At 66.2% G+C, this 13,930-nt stretch carries 10 protein-coding genes; 8 read left to right on the top strand and 2 right to left on the bottom strand.

The window, feature by feature from the left end; translation table 11 throughout:
- Positions 1 to 20 precede the first annotated feature (20 nt).
- The gene (locus tag IPJ87_05300) at positions 21 to 1,226 is read right to left on the bottom strand and encodes a DegT/DnrJ/EryC1/StrS family aminotransferase (GenBank protein MBK7941277.1); all 1,206 of its coding nucleotides are present in this window, start codon (positions 1,224 to 1,226) and stop codon (positions 21 to 23) included.
- A 103-nt stretch (positions 1,227 to 1,329) separates the two neighbouring features.
- On the opposite strand from IPJ87_05300, the gene IPJ87_05295 reads away from it, so the two are divergent.
- The 4 genes from IPJ87_05295 to IPJ87_05280 all read left to right on the top strand — a co-directional run bounded on the left by IPJ87_05295 (position 1,330) and on the right by IPJ87_05280 (position 7,548).
- Positions 1,330 to 2,346: a hypothetical protein gene (locus tag IPJ87_05295; protein ID MBK7941276.1), complete on the top strand. Its 1,017-nt coding sequence runs from the start codon at positions 1,330 to 1,332 to the stop codon at positions 2,344 to 2,346.
- Between the two features lie 24 nt (positions 2,347 to 2,370).
- Positions 2,371 to 4,416 (top strand): recombinase, encoded by a 2,046-nt coding sequence (locus IPJ87_05290; GenBank protein ID MBK7941275.1) that lies wholly within the window; start codon positions 2,371 to 2,373, stop codon positions 4,414 to 4,416.
- A 14-nt stretch (positions 4,417 to 4,430) separates the two neighbouring features.
- Complete coding sequence (locus IPJ87_05285; GenBank protein MBK7941274.1) at positions 4,431 to 7,103, top strand: hypothetical protein; 2,673 nt, start codon at positions 4,431 to 4,433, stop codon at positions 7,101 to 7,103.
- A gap of 109 nt (positions 7,104 to 7,212) precedes the next feature.
- Complete coding sequence (locus IPJ87_05280; GenBank protein ID MBK7941273.1) at positions 7,213 to 7,548, top strand: translation initiation factor; 336 nt, start codon at positions 7,213 to 7,215, stop codon at positions 7,546 to 7,548.
- A gap of 411 nt (positions 7,549 to 7,959) precedes the next feature.
- On the opposite strand, the gene IPJ87_05275 is transcribed toward IPJ87_05280, so the two are convergent.
- Positions 7,960 to 9,573: a hypothetical protein gene (locus IPJ87_05275; protein ID MBK7941272.1), complete on the bottom strand. Its 1,614-nt coding sequence runs from the start codon at positions 9,571 to 9,573 to the stop codon at positions 7,960 to 7,962.
- Positions 9,574 to 10,578: 1,005 nt separating this feature from the next.
- Between IPJ87_05275 and IPJ87_05270 the strand changes: the two genes are divergently transcribed.
- The 4 genes from IPJ87_05270 to IPJ87_05255 all read left to right on the top strand — a co-directional run bounded on the left by IPJ87_05270 (position 10,579) and on the right by IPJ87_05255 (position 13,929).
- Positions 10,579 to 11,121, top strand: coding sequence for a hypothetical protein (locus IPJ87_05270; GenBank protein ID MBK7941271.1), 543 nt, complete (start codon positions 10,579 to 10,581; stop codon positions 11,119 to 11,121).
- A 14-nt stretch (positions 11,122 to 11,135) separates the two neighbouring features.
- Entirely contained in the window at positions 11,136 to 11,663 is a 528-nt protein-coding gene (locus tag IPJ87_05265; protein ID MBK7941270.1) for a DUF1905 domain-containing protein, read from the top strand.
- 95 nt (positions 11,664 to 11,758) lie between these two features.
- Entirely contained in the window at positions 11,759 to 13,603 is a 1,845-nt protein-coding gene (locus tag IPJ87_05260; GenBank protein MBK7941269.1) for a hypothetical protein, read from the top strand.
- Positions 13,600 to 13,929 carry a hypothetical protein gene (locus IPJ87_05255; protein ID MBK7941268.1) on the top strand — a complete coding sequence of 110 codons (330 nt, stop codon included), beginning with the start codon at positions 13,600 to 13,602 and terminating at the stop codon, positions 13,927 to 13,929. Before IPJ87_05260 ends, IPJ87_05255 begins: the two co-directional genes overlap by 4 nt.
- Position 13,930 lies beyond the last annotated feature (1 nt).

Genomic DNA, 13,930 nt, shown 5'->3' with positions numbered 1-13,930 from the left:
CCCCTATCATCCGCCGAAGCCTAAGCGTAGGCGGACTCCATCGCCTTCCGCACTGCTCCCTCCATCTTCCCCAGCAACGCATCCAACTCCTCCACGGTCCACGTCACGCGGATGTTGAAGCTCACCAAGCGGCTGATGACGGCGTCGCTCTTGGGAAAGGTCATGGTCTTGAGGTCCTGCGGCAGACCGAGCTCGTGGGCCACCAGCTTGTAGGGCATGCTCAGGTTCTTCACATGGTCCCACTGCTTGATGTAGTGGTACATGTTGTTGAACCAGTACATGGTGCCGATGCCTTGCCCGCCGAGTTCCTTGTGCAGCGCGAAGGCCGCATCGGCCGTGGGAAGCAGCAGGTGGAAGAAGGTGGCGCTGTCGCCCGCATCGTCGCATTGCTTGCGGAAGGATAGACCAGGGATCTTCCAAAGTCGCGCCTGGATGACGGCTTTGTTCGCGCGCTGCTTCGCCACCATCATGGGCAGTTTGCGCGTCTGGGCCAGGCCGATGGCGGCGTTGATCTCACCGATGCGGAAGTTGGTGCCCATGATGGGGTGCTGCTCCATGCCACGATTGTCGCCCTCGTGGTTGTGGCCGTGGTCGCTCATGTACTCGGCGGTCTTCAGCAGTTGCTCATCGTTGCTGATGATGACGCCGCCTTCGCCGCAGGTGGCGATCTTGAAGAAGTCGAAGCTGAAGCTGCCCATCTTGCCGAAGAGGCCGAGGTGCTTGCCCTTGTACGTGGCGCCGAGCGCCTGGGCAGTGTCCTCGATGAGCATGATGCCTTTCTCGTTGCAGACAGCGAGGATGCCGTCGATGTCGGCCGCGGCGCCGCACATGTGCACGAGCAGCACGGCCTTGGTCTGTGGCGTGCAGGCGTTGCGGATGCCCTCGGCGCTGAGGCAGAGCGTCTCGTCGATCTCGGCGAACACGGGGATGGCGCCGGCCAGCAGCACCGCCTCGATGGTGGCCACGAAGGTGAAGGGCGGCACGATCACATGATCACCGTAACCTACGCCGCAGGCCGCGAGCATGCTGCTCACCGCCGTGCTGCCGCTGCTCACCGCCAGCGCGTGCTTCGCGCCGGTGAACTTCGCGATCTCGGCCTCGAAGTCCTTCGCCTTCCAGATGCCCTTGCGCTGGGCATCGTGGTTGTAGCGGAACAGGACGCCGGTGTTCAGGACGTCCATCACTTCCTTCTTCTCCTCTTCGCCGAAAAGTTCGGTGCCGGGCATGGGTTGCGTGTCGTTGGGACCGCGAAAGTAGCCAGCCAAGGGCCGTCGCCCCGTTGTCGGCGAGCCGACAATAGGGCCCCGGGTCCGGCGTTAGCTTCACCCCATGAAACGCGCGCTCCTGCTCACCCCCGTCCTGCTGTTCACCATGCATCGCGCTTACGCCCAAGGGTGCAGCGATGCCGGCGTGTGCACGGCAGGTCCGCTCGGCGAACCCCCGTTGCTGCTGGGCGACAGCGCGGCCGTGACCAACGAGCCCCGCCACCTCCTGCGCCTTACCTTCAGCTACGCGGTGGGCGAGCAGGGCACCACGGTGATCCAGGAGGTGGCCGAGCTGAGCCTGGGCCTCACCCGCCGGCTCGGCCTTCACGTGCGCCTGCCCTTCCAACAGGCCAGCGGTGAGCTCGGCTCCGTCAGCGGCGTCGGCGACCCGGTGGCGACCCTCAGCTACGCCGCCTGGCGCCGCGATCCGGTCCTGATGGATGGTCGAAAGATCCGGTGGAGAGGGGCCCGACGGCTGGATGTCCTCCTGGGCGTGAAGGCCCCCAGCAACCAGGCCGACGCGACCACCGACGACGGCAAACCGCTGCCCATGCCCTACCAGACCAGCCTGGGCACCACCGACCTGCTGGCCGGCATCCACTACCGGCACGACCGGTGGACCGTGGCGATGGCCTACCAGCAGGTGCTCGTCCACCACAACGAGAACCGGTTCTCGCACGAGGTCTGGATGGACGACATGCGCGCCGCGGGCTATTTCGAGAGCGCCTTCCTCCAACGGGCGAGCGATGCGGTGGTGCGCCTGCAATATGCCGTGCCCATCGGTCGCGTGACGGTGCAGCCTGGCCTGCTCGCGATCGTCCACCTGGGGCAGGACCGTCGGCTGGCCACACCGACCGATACCACGCTCACCCATGACCTGCTGGCCGCCGTGGAAGAGGGTGTTCCCGGTTCCGAGGGCCTCACGCTGAACGTGACGGTGGATGCCCGCTGGCGCCTGAGCGATCGCTGGGCGCTGGAGCTGAGCTATGGTTCGCCGCTGGTGACCCGCACGGTGCGGCCCGACGGACTCACCCGCAGCCTGGTGGCCAACCTGGGGCTGGCCTACCGCTTCGGGCGCTGAGCGGCGGCTATCTTGGCGCGACCCGTGCACGCGCCCTCCGCCGTCTCCCCCACCCTGCAAGCCGCACTGGAGGCCGTGCTCCGGCACCACTTCGATGCGCCCGACGGTTGGCGCGAAGCGTCGGACCCGCTGCGCCCCTTGGTGGACCTGGTGAACGCCCTGCGCCGCCATCGTCCGCGGCGACCGGAGGCTCCCGTGCCGCTCACCGCCCTGATCGAGCTATTGGAGCAGATGCCTGCGCACCGGGCCGCATTGGCCGCCTGCCTGCGCGCGCAGGTGGAGGGCCGCAGCCTGCGCGGCGCCCTCACCGACCCGGGCATCCTGGCCCACAGCGACCTCTTCGGCGAGGTGTTGCGCCGCGTGCGCAAGAAACTGCTGCCCGAACTGCCCGAGGAGGGCTCCATCCAACGGCTGCTCGTGCAGCTCTTCTACCAGCGCGGCGACGACCGCTGGCTGTCGCGCATCCCGGATGACGATGCGCGCACCCTGTTCCGGCTGCTCGGCGGGCGGGCCTTCCGCGCGGACGGCGGCGACGACGGGGCCTATGCCGAGGTGCTGCAGGCGGCCGTGGTGCTGGGCCATCGGGTCACCGGCCGCGCCATGGAACCCGAGCTGCTGCGCATGGTGCCCGACCTGGACCGCTACGAGAACCCCTTCCTCGCCCTGCAGCGTGAGCTGGACGACCTGCAGCAGCGGGTGCACCGCGACCGGCAGCTCATCCGCACGGACGACCTGGACCACCGGCACCTGCTGGTGCTGCTGGGCCAGTGCATGGCCACCATCGACCAGGCCTTCGCCAACAGCGCCACCCAGGGCATCAGCCTGCGGGTGAACCAGAGCCTGCTGCGCATGCGGCAGCAGCTGGAGCGCATGCGCGTGCTGCTCCACCTGGCGGCCGTGGCACCGGAGGCCGATGCGGAGGACCGCACCGTGGCCCTCGCACGGACCCTGGCGGTGATCAACGGCGGCCGCAACAACATCCGCGACCTGCTGGCCGACAGCACCCAGCAGGTGTCCTTCGAGATCACCCAGCACACGGGCCGCACCGGCGAGCACTACATCACGTCCACGGCCGCCGAGTACCGGCACATGTTCCTGAGCGCCGCAGGCGGCGGGGCCATCGTGGCCTTCATGTGCATCGTGAAGGTGATGCTCGGCCTGCTGCACCCGCCGCTGTTCGTCAAGGCGCTGCTCGCCAGCCTCAACTACGCCGCAGGCTTCATCCTCATCTACCTCGCTGGCGCCACCCTGGCCACCAAGCAGCCCGCGATGACCGCCGCCACGCTGGTGCGCAGCCTCAAGGAGGACCGGGGTGGTGACTATGCGGCCTTCGCCGAGCTCTTCGCCCGCCTGTTCCGTTCGCAGTTCGTGGCCTTCATGGGCAACGTGCTGCTGGCCTTCCCCGTGGCGCTGGGGCTGGTGGCCGGCCTCCACGCCCTCACCGGCTTCAACGTCGGCGGCCACATCTGGCTGAAGCTGGTGAGCGAATTGAACCCGCTCACGTCCCTGGCGCTCCCCCATGCCGCCATCGCCGGGGTCTTCCTCTTCCTGTCGGGCCTCATCGCCGGCAGCGTGGCCAACACCACCCGCCACGAGCGGATCCCCGAGCGCATCGCCGAGCACCCGTGGCTGAAGCGGACCGTGGGCACCCGGGGCGCCCGCCGCCTGGCCGACCTGTACGCGCGCCGATGGGCGGGCATCGCCAGCAACCTGTGGTTCGGCGTCTTCATGGGCAGCACCGCCGCCATCGGCCTGTTCCTTGGCCTTCCGCTGGACATCCGCCACATCACCTTCGCGGCCGGCAACCTGGCCATCGGCCTGTTCGGCTCCGGGTGGCAGCTCGGCCCGTGGGTGCTGATGTGGAGCGTGGCGGGCATCGGCCTCATCGGCTTCGTCAACTTCGCGGTGAGCTTCGGCCTCAGCCTCTCCCTGGCCATGCGCAGCCGCGCCATCCCCTACCGCGACCTGTCCGCCATCCTGCTGGCCATCGGCCGGCATGCCCGGCGCCACCCCCTGCGCTTCCTGGTGCCCACCCGCGCCAGCGCCCGGGCCGAGGTGCCGAACGGTTGATCACGACCACCCGCATGCACGCCGCCCTCGCCTTCAGCCTGCTGCCCGCCCTGCTCCACGCCCAGGTCAACCTGCCCGTCTTCGGCAAGCAGCAGGTGATCAACGGCTACGCGAAGGACGGGGAGGGCGAGGTCCTCTCCTACTTCAGCGTGTACCCCGAGCATGCCACCACGGCGTTGCTCACGCGTTGCACGGATGGGAAGAAGGCCATCGCGTGGGAAACGGCTGCGACACCGCTCTCGGAACGCGAATCGGTCCCCTACTACTACTTCAGCTGGATCGCGGCGCACAACAGCACCACCAGCGGTGGGGACCGGAGCTTCGACCTCTACATCAACGATGCGAAGGCGCTCACCTTCACCACGCACCACAGCACCAAGCCGGGCACATGGTCGGCAGCCGGTGCGGACAGTACCAAGCTCCTCTTCGAGTTCATCAAGGCGGACCGCCACGGCGATGCGCACGGCTTCGCGCATCTGCGAGTACCTAGGAAGTACATCACGCTTGGTGAGCCAGTGAAATTGAAAGTGGTGGGCCACGCGCAGGACAGTCCGGATTGGTTCATGACCTTCCGGTACACGTTCGAGGAGAAGGTGGAGGTGGAAGTGTTGCCGTTCATCTATGGCGCCGCGGATAAGGAGACACAACCGTTACAGCTTACGGTGATGCACTTCGGGGGACCGTCGAAGCTGAAGGTTGAGGGTCCGTTCCATGAGCGCACATTCGAAATCAGGAATGGACTTCAAACCATCGAAACGCCGATCACATTGGTGCGTAGTCCCGGGCGTATGTCGGTTCGCGCTTGGATCGATGGGCGCCTTCTCATAGACGCAACTATCGAAACAAAGCCTGTCATCCATCGCAATGTGTATTTGGTCCATCACAGCCACACCGACATTGGCTACAGCCACCTGCAGGCTGAGGTGGAGAAGATCCAGAACAACAACATCTGGAAGGCGCTGGAGCTGATCGACCGCACGAAGGACTATCCCGAAGACAGCCGCTTCGTGTGGAACGTGGAGAGCCTCTGGGCCGTGGAGAATTTCCTGGGCATCGCCAGCGAGCAGGACAAGCAACGTTTCATCGCGGCGGTGAAGTCGGGCAGCATCGCCCTCAGCGCGAACTACGCCAACCTGATGACCGGACTTTGCACCCCGGAAGAGATGCACTGGATCGTGGAGTACGCCGATTCGCTGCGTGCTTGGTACGACCTCCCCATCACCATGGCGATGCAGACCGACGTGCCCGGCATGAGCTGGAGCATGGTGGACGCCTACGCCGCGCACGGCATCCGCCACCTGAGCCAGGGACCGAACTACATCCCCGACATGCCCGACGGCGGCGACCGCATCGGCAGCACCCTGCGCGAACAAGGCGACAAGCCCTACTGGTGGAAGGGCACCACCGGCAGGGACAGCATCCTCGTGTGGACGGCCGGCCAGGGCTACGGCGGCTGGCACGGGTACACCGCCGGGGCGATCAAGGAGCGCGGCACGCGGAAGATCGCTGCCTACATGGACGAGCTCGCCGCGAAGGGCTATCCCTACGAGATGGTGCAGTGGCGCTACAACATCGTGAGCGACAACGGTCCGGTGGACAGTACCCTCAGCGATTTCGTGCGCGACTGGAACGAGAAGTACATCTCACCGCGCCTGATCTTCGCCAATGCGGGCACGATGTTGCAAGAGTTCGAAGAGAAGCACGGGAAGCAGATCCCCACCTGGAGCGGTGACTTCACGCCCTATTGGGAGGATGGCGCCTACAGCACGGCGAAGGAGGAAGGCGATGTGCGCGTGCTCAGCGCGCGGCTCAGCAACCTGATCGAAGCGGCGAAGCTCCTCGACAAACCCATCGACCCGCACCTGCTCTACCGCGCCAAGCGCAGCATCGTGATGTGGCACGAGCACACCTGGGGCGCGTGGTGCAGCATCAGCGATCCGGATGCGCACTTCACCAAGGACCAATGGAGGGTGAAGAAGGCGTTCGCGGATAGTGCGGGATGGTATCTTATGGAGCTCGAAAAGCGGAGTGGAGTGAAGCCAGCGGCGATGACTGGATATTCAATCGATGCTTTACCGCCTGAGTTTGACTGGTATTTCGTCGAAGGATTGGATCCGACGATGGTTCGAAGACAGGATGCTGGAGGGTTGGTAGAGGATGAAATGGACGAAGCATACCAGCATGTTCACTACAAGATCGACCCTAACCCTAGCCGTTCGAAGCACTCGAGCCACCTCGCCCTCCCCTTCAACATCCCCAACGCCATCGTGCGCATCGGTATCGGTGATACCTGCGTGACGCCCGAGAGCGGCCGCATCCCCGGCAGCAACAACGACTTCTTCTGCGCACAGCGTTGGATCGATGTGAGCAACGACAGCATGGGCGTCACCATCGTATGCCCGCAAGGCGCGATCTGGGAGGTCGGCGACATGGTGGACGAACGCAAGGTGAACCCTGGCAAAGGCACGAACCCGGAGCTGTACAAGGCGTGGAAGACCGAGGCGAAGAGCAGCAGCACCCTCTACCTCTACGCCCTCAACAACACCTGGCACACCAACTTCAAAGCCGACCAGGAAGGGCCCATCACCTTCGACCTCTACCTGAAGATGCACGGGCCGTTCAAGCTGGAAGAAGCGCGGAGGTTCGGGCTGGAGATGACAAGGCCCCTCATTACGTGGTGGAAGTGAGTGCTTCACCACAGAGTCACAGAGGACACAGAGAAAACACAATTGAGGTCGACGTTCTTCAACACACCCTCTGTGCGCTCTGTGCCTCTGTGGTGGATCTTTGCACGGTATGAAGAAACGCCACACCCTCTCCGACCTCGGTGGCCTGGTGTACAGCACCAACAAGGGCCTCAGCACCGAACGCGAGCCTGCCACCCTGCCACCGCAGCAGCAGGACCTCCGCATCCACCTGGACCGCCTGGGGGGCAACAAGGTGGTGACGCGGATCGTGGGCTTCGTGGGCAAGCCCGGCGACCTCGATGACCTCGGCCGCACGCTCAAGAGCAAATGCGGCGTGGGCGGCAACACCAAGGACGGCGTGATCCTGCTGCAAGGCGACCACCGCGACAAGGTGCTGGCCTACCTGACGGAGAAGGGGTACAAGGCCAAGAAGGCGGGGGGGTAGGTCAGGTGACCATGCGATCCATCCGCTACCTGCCGCTCCATGTGCTCATCCCGCTGGGCGGGACAAGTCGTGACCATCCCGCGAGGCGGGACAGGTCGTGAACATCCCGCTGGGCGGGACAAGTCGCGCACATGGGTCCAGCCGTCCGCTCCTTCTTGCCGCGCGATGCAGCCACCCTCCTCCTTGGCCCTCCGAGCGGCTGAACGGTGCGTTGCCGACCTGGACCCCGGTTCACGGACCGATCGTGGATCACCTTCAGCAGGCCTGCGGGCCGCCGGAGGAGCTGGAGGCCTGGGCACTCAGTGCCGGTCGGGACTGCGGTGACGGCAGGTTCCGATCAACAAGCGCCGATGGGGCCCCCTCGCGGATCCATCGGACCATGGATGGTGCGAACGCGGCGGCGGAGGTCGCTCACTGCGTCGGGGCGATACGGAAGAGCACGTCCTTCTTGCCCCCGATGTAGGCCTCGAACACGGCTTGGTCCCGTTTCGTCCGCACCACCCTGTCCATATGGAACTGGCCCAGTTTCATCCCGGAGACGTTCGCCGGGTTCAGGACCGCTTCCCGGACCACCTCCCCGCTCGCATTGTCGATCCGGTCCACCACAAGGAACCTTCCTCCCTTCATGGTCGGTGGCTCTTCCGGCCGGATGTCCAAGTTGTCCCCGAAGCCATAGTGCAGGACATGGATGGAGCCGTCCGTGACCAGGACCTCGTACGCGCCCCCGATGGGGGCACCGCTGATCTCGCGCTTTGCGAGCCGGCGGGTCCAGCGCAGCTCCCCGTTGGGGTCCAACCGGCTGAGGACCAGATCGTCGGCATGGTAGCGGTCGGTGCATCGGGTGCGGCCCTTGGAATCCGTGAAGCATTGTGTGGTGGTGTAGCGCTCCTCGCCGATCAGCAGCATGCTGCCATCATCGTCATGGTAGCTCCCGACCAGTTCCACATCGTTCAATCCGACCTCCTCCCCATTCTCCTCCTTCCTGGTCTGTTTGCGCAGTTCCTTGGGTGTGGAGTACATGCTGAGGATCTCATCGGGGATCGCATGCTCCTTGAGATCCACGAGCCCCTCACCCGGACGGATGATCCCGACGAAGATGCCCTTCACGCTTGGGTCTCCCTCGGTCCCGTAGTAGCCGACAACACGGAACAAGCCATCACCGCCTTCGATCAAGTTGGTCCCCTGGGACCGCACGTCGTAAGGTGCGGGCACCCGGGACCAGTCATTCGTAAGATGATCATAGGTGAACAGGAAGCGGCCTGTATCCGCGATCTGCCGACCGTTCTCGGTGTTGAAGACCGAAGCGAGCACATGCAGGCGTCCCTGGGCGTCCACCATGTCATCGATGACCGAAACGTTCTCGTCCGGCCAGGGCATGGTCACTTCGCCTTTCCAGACCTCGGTCATCGTCTGGTCGAACACCACCATGGGCCACGACTGGAGTGCGGTCTTCGCCGGCTCCGCCTCCTTCTTGTCCAGCTTCATGGACCAACTGATCCCGAGATACTTCCGGTCGAGGCTGGGGGTGAAGGCGTACTTGTTCTGGACGGCGTACCGATAGATGCCCGCCTTCTGCACCAGATCCCCGCTGAGCTTCCCCTTCACCTCCACCACCATTCTACCGCGATCCACGAACGTGGCCGTGGCCACATCGATCTCGCGAACGTGCAACTGCTCCAATTCCCTGTCCTTGACCCAGGTGGAGTAGAACAGGAACAGGTGGTCGCCCATCCGGCGCACGCCCTCGAACGTCATGTCCTTGGGCATATCATCGTATTCACGCGAGGCGGTCTCCTGGAGCCCGTTCACATCGAACCGCTGCAGGTACCATAACGCACCGCGGTTCTTCACGGCGATGAGCGCATCGCCGAAGGCGAAGTACCGCTTCTCTCCGTCGAATACGGGATACGGACTGCCCGGCTCGACCAGGTATGCGCTGCTGAGGGCCACCTCCTGCGCGACGGCCACTGGCCCGGCGCAGATCGCAAGGGTGAGAACGGTCCTGTGGATGAGGGAACGGATCATCTGATGCAAGTTCTGCGGCGCGAAAATAGGAACAGGCGGGAGCCTAGTTGGCTGCCCGGCACGGCCCTGGATGTCCGACCTTTCCATTCTGATGTCGACCGCTCGTGGACGCCCCAGCACCCGTTCGCCATGGTTCGAAGCATCGATCTGGACGGCCACCACGGTGCTCATCGCCTTCAACTTGGCGCACCATGCCGTCTGGCTGGATGAAGCGCAGGCCTGGTGCCTGGTGCGGGACAGTGCATCCTGGGCCGAATGGCGATGGAACATGCGCAACGAAGGCCATCCCTGGCTCTGGTATGCCCTGCTGGTCCCGCTGGCCAAGGGCGGCCTTCCCGCCTGGAGCATGCAGGTGCTGCACGGCGTGATCGCCAGCACCACGGTCGCCGTCGTGCTCTTCCGGGCTCCCTTCCCCCTGCTCGTCCGGGTCGCCGTGGTGTTCGGCCATTTCTTCGTGTTCGAGTTCGCCGCGCTCTCGCGCAACTACGCGCTGGGCGGGCTGTTGCTCCTGGTGGCCGCAGGCATGGAGCGGCGTTCGCCGTGGCGCACTGCGGCGCTCGTCCTACTGGCCCAGACCCATCTGTGGGGCACCTTGGTGGCCGCCACCTGGATCGCGGCGGACCTGTGGGAGCAGCGCTCCCCCTCCTGGATCGTGCGGCACGCGCTGCCCGTGCTGGCCTCGTGCGGGCTCGCCCTGGCCTGCGCCCTGCCCACCGACCCCCTGCCTTATGGACCCGACCCGGCCCGGCTGCTGGACCCGGATCATCGCTCGCGGCTGCTGCGGCTGCTGACGGCCGTGGCGTTCCCATGGCCCGACCCGGCCGCAGCCCATCTGTGGGGGAGCTCGTGGATGTGGCGCGCGCCGGTGTGGATCGCAGAGTCGTTCGGTCTGGCCGCTCTGCTGACGACCATCGCCCTGCTGCCCGTCCATGGCCCCGGTCGGTGGCGCTTCGCGGCCTGCGCCTTCGCCGTAATCGTACTCCCCTGGTCGCACCCTTCCACGCGATGCGCTACGCCGGCCCGTTGGTGTTCGTGGCGCTCGCGGTGGCCTGGAGGCACGGCACGGCCACCGGTCCGGCTCCCCTGTGGCGCACGGTCAAGCGGGCCCTGGTCGCAGCGCTGCTCCTCCTCCAGGTGGCCGGCGGCGTCCTGGCCTCCTGGCACTTCGCACAACGGCCCTTTTCCCTGGCCGCCGCCGCGGTGGACCCGGTGCGCAAGGACGGCCTGGCCGAGCTGCCCTTCGCGGTGGACCGCCCGTCGCTGGCACCCGCGATCAGCGCCACCTTGGGCCGCCGCGTGCTCTTCGCCACCGATGGTCAGCTCCACAGCTTCGCCCGGTGGTATCCGGCCACGCCGGAAGCCTCGCCCGAGCAACTCATCGACCTGGCGGAACGCTCCGCCCGTCCCGGTGTGCACGTCCTCAGCCATGCACCGATCGATCCGGCCGCCTGCGCTGCCCGGGGCCTTCGCGTGGAGGTCCTGGGCGTATTCAGCGGGGGGGAGATCCGCGCGGAGGATGGGGTGCTGCAGCGGATCACGAGGCGGTGAACCACCTTCGCCCCGTGGCCGCCCGGAAACCCGCCCTCAGGACCTACCGCTTCACCGCTCCGCTGGAGAAGATGAACGCACAGATGGCCTTCATGTACGTGGAGGTGCCCATCGACGTGGAGAAGGAGTTCGGGACCCGCAGCCGCGTACGTGTGCAAGGCACGGTGAACGGCGTGGCGGTGGACCGCGCCCTGATGCCCCAGAAGAGCGGCGTGCACATCATCATCTTGGGCGGTGAGATCCGGAGGGCGGCCAAGCTGAAGCGTGTGGGCGACATCGTCCAGGTGGAGTTCTGGAAGCACCCGGACCCGGATGAGCTGGAGCTGCCTGAAGCCTTGGCCGAGACGCTCGACTTCCTCCCCGAGATGAAGGCCGCGTGGGACGCGTTGACGCCCGGCATGCGGCGCAGCATGTGCTATTGGGTGGGCAGCGCCAAGACCGAGGCTACGCAGGCCAAGCGGGTGGCCGAGCTGCTCCGCCGCTTCGAGGCCGGCGACTTCCAGGTGGGCAAGGGCCCCGGCGATCGCCCACCTCGTCGGTGAACGGGCCTGCTCCGTCGGGCCGGGCGAAGGGTCGGTCCGGTGCGGAGGTGACGGACGGTTGCCCGGCTTACCTTGGGCACCCTTGTTGACCACCCATGCTTCGCATCCTCACCCTTGGCGGCCTTGTACTGTCCGCCTTTCCCCTCCTCGCCCAGGTCCCGAACGCGCTGCCCGGTGATCGCATCTGGGTGAACGCCCTCGGGCAGCACATCGCCATCAGCGCGCCGGTGCCCGCCCGGAAGGTGGGTCCGCTCCGCGACCTTCCCACCCTCTCCGAGCAAGAGCTGAGCGCGGCCGAGCGCAAGCTCACGCGCAACATCCAGGTGCAGCGCGAGTCCGTGAACCCCGAGGCGCTGCCGAAGGGCGAGGACCCGGCCCTGCAGAAGAGCGCGGCCTCGCGGCTCTCCCGCCAGCCCCTGGTGAGCTTCGCCGGGCAGAACGGTTCGGGCATCCCGCCGGACCCCACCGGTTCGGCCGGCCCCAACCACTATCTACAGTGCGTGAACACCTCGTGCCGCCCGTTCACCAAGACCGGCGGCAGCGCCGGCGGCTCCTTCAGCCTGGCCAGCCTGTGGCCCGGCAGCTCCAACGACGGTGACCCCATCGTGCTCTACGACCGCCATGCCGACCGCTGGTTCGTCAGCCAGTTCCAGGTGAGCGGTAACGAGATCCTCATCGCCGTCAGCGAGACCAACGACCCCACAGGCGACTACTACACCTATTCGTGGTCGTTCTCGCAATTCCCCGACTACCCCAAGTTCTCCATCTGGTGGGATGGCTATTACATGACCTCGAACAGCACCCACACAGCCGTGGTGTTCGAGCGCGAGAAGATGCTGCAGGGCCTTCCGGCGCAGCGCATCCAGCTATCGGCCCCCAGCGCCTCCAACGCCGGGTTCCGGTCGGTGCTGCCCGCCGATGCCGACGGCGACCTGCCGCCCAACGGCACGCCCTGCTACTTCTTCAACCTGGAGGATGACGCCTGGGGCGGCGTGCCGGACGATCGGATCAAGGTCTACGAGATGACCACCGACTGGGCCACTCCGGGGAACACCCAGGTGGTGCAGAGCCAGACGCTGAACACCCAACCCTTCGACACCAATTTCGGCTTCGGCTTCAGCAACATCAGCCAGCCCGGCACCTCGGACAAGCTCGACGCCGTGGCGCAGATCCTCTACTTCCGCGCCCAGCACGTGCGCTTCGTGGGCCACAGCAGCGTGATGCTCTGCCATGTGGTGGACGTGAACGGGGGCAACCGCGCGGGCATCCGCTGGTATGAGCTGCGCGACGCCAACGACGGCAACTTCAGCATCCACCAGCAGGGCACCTGGGCCCCCGACAACGGCAACCGCTGGATGGCCAGCATCGCCATGGACAACCAAGGCAACATCGGCATGGGCTACTGCCACACCAACGCCAGCACGTCCGTGTTCCCAGGGCTGCGCTACACGGGCCGCTACGCCAACGATCCCGCCGGCGTGATGACCGTGCCGGAACAGACCATCATCGACGGCGGTGGATCGCAAACGGGCTTCAACCGCTACGGCGACTACTCGCATACCGCGCTGGACCCCAACGGCACCACCTTCTGGTTCACCGGTGAGTACCTGAGCGCCAGCGGGCAGCCCCGCACGCGCATCGCCTCCTTCGACCTGGTGGCCACCGTGGGCCTGGATGGGGACGCGGTGATCCCACAGGGCACGCTGAACGCCTGGCTCGACGGCACGGACCTCCGCGTGCTGTATGTCGGTGCTCCGGGCGACGACCTGGTGGCCGATCTGATGGGCATGGACGGACGGATCGTCCGCACCCAGCAAGTGAGCGCCCCGGCCGGCAGTTGGCAGGGCCGCTTCAGCACCGAGGGCCTCGCCGGCGGCGTGTACTTCGTGCGGGTGGGCCACACTGCGGGTCAGAAGGTCCAACGCATCGTGCTGCCATGAGGCGGCGTGTGAACGGGCTGCTGGCCGCGATCGCGGTGCTGGTCGGCTGCGCGGGCGGGAAAAGCACCCCGTCCGGCGGCACAGGCGGACCTCCGCAGGGGCACACGCTCGGCACGGTGACCCTCGCGCACGCCGCGGAGGGCTGTGCGGTGCTGATCGCGCTGGAGCCGCCCGGGGAGATCGGCCACCTGATGCCCGTCGGGTTGGACGAGCGCTTCCGGAAGGAGGGGCTGAAGCTGAGCTTCACCTACACCCTCTCGCGCATCCACTCGGGCGGATGCGACAAGGGGACGCCAGCGGTGCTCGACAGCATCGCGGTGCGGTGAG

It is taken from the genome of Flavobacteriales bacterium (assembly GCA_016713875.1).
GTDB lineage: Bacteria > Bacteroidota > Bacteroidia > Flavobacteriales_F > PHOS-HE28 > PHOS-HE28.
This window is presented reverse-complemented; position numbering and strand designations above follow the sequence as displayed.

Excerpts from the sequence above, each read along its gene's own strand:
- IPJ87_05280 (MBK7941273.1), top strand. The coding sequence starts at position 7,213 with ATGAAGAAACGCCACACCCTCTCCGACCTCGGTGGCCTGGTGTACAGC.
- IPJ87_05255 (MBK7941268.1), top strand. The coding sequence starts at position 13,600 with ATGAGGCGGCGTGTGAACGGGCTGCTGGCCGCGATCGCGGTGCTGGTC.
- IPJ87_05285 (MBK7941274.1), top strand. The coding sequence starts at position 4,431 with ATGCACGCCGCCCTCGCCTTCAGCCTGCTGCCCGCCCTGCTCCACGCC.
- IPJ87_05275 (MBK7941272.1), bottom strand. The coding sequence starts at position 9,573 with ATGATCCGTTCCCTCATCCACAGGACCGTTCTCACCCTTGCGATCTGC.
- IPJ87_05260 (MBK7941269.1), top strand. The coding sequence starts at position 11,759 with ATGCTTCGCATCCTCACCCTTGGCGGCCTTGTACTGTCCGCCTTTCCC.
- IPJ87_05295 (MBK7941276.1), top strand. The coding sequence starts at position 1,330 with ATGAAACGCGCGCTCCTGCTCACCCCCGTCCTGCTGTTCACCATGCAT.
- IPJ87_05270 (MBK7941271.1), top strand. The coding sequence starts at position 10,579 with ATGCGCTACGCCGGCCCGTTGGTGTTCGTGGCGCTCGCGGTGGCCTGG.
- IPJ87_05300 (MBK7941277.1), bottom strand. The coding sequence starts at position 1,226 with ATGCCCGGCACCGAACTTTTCGGCGAAGAGGAGAAGAAGGAAGTGATG.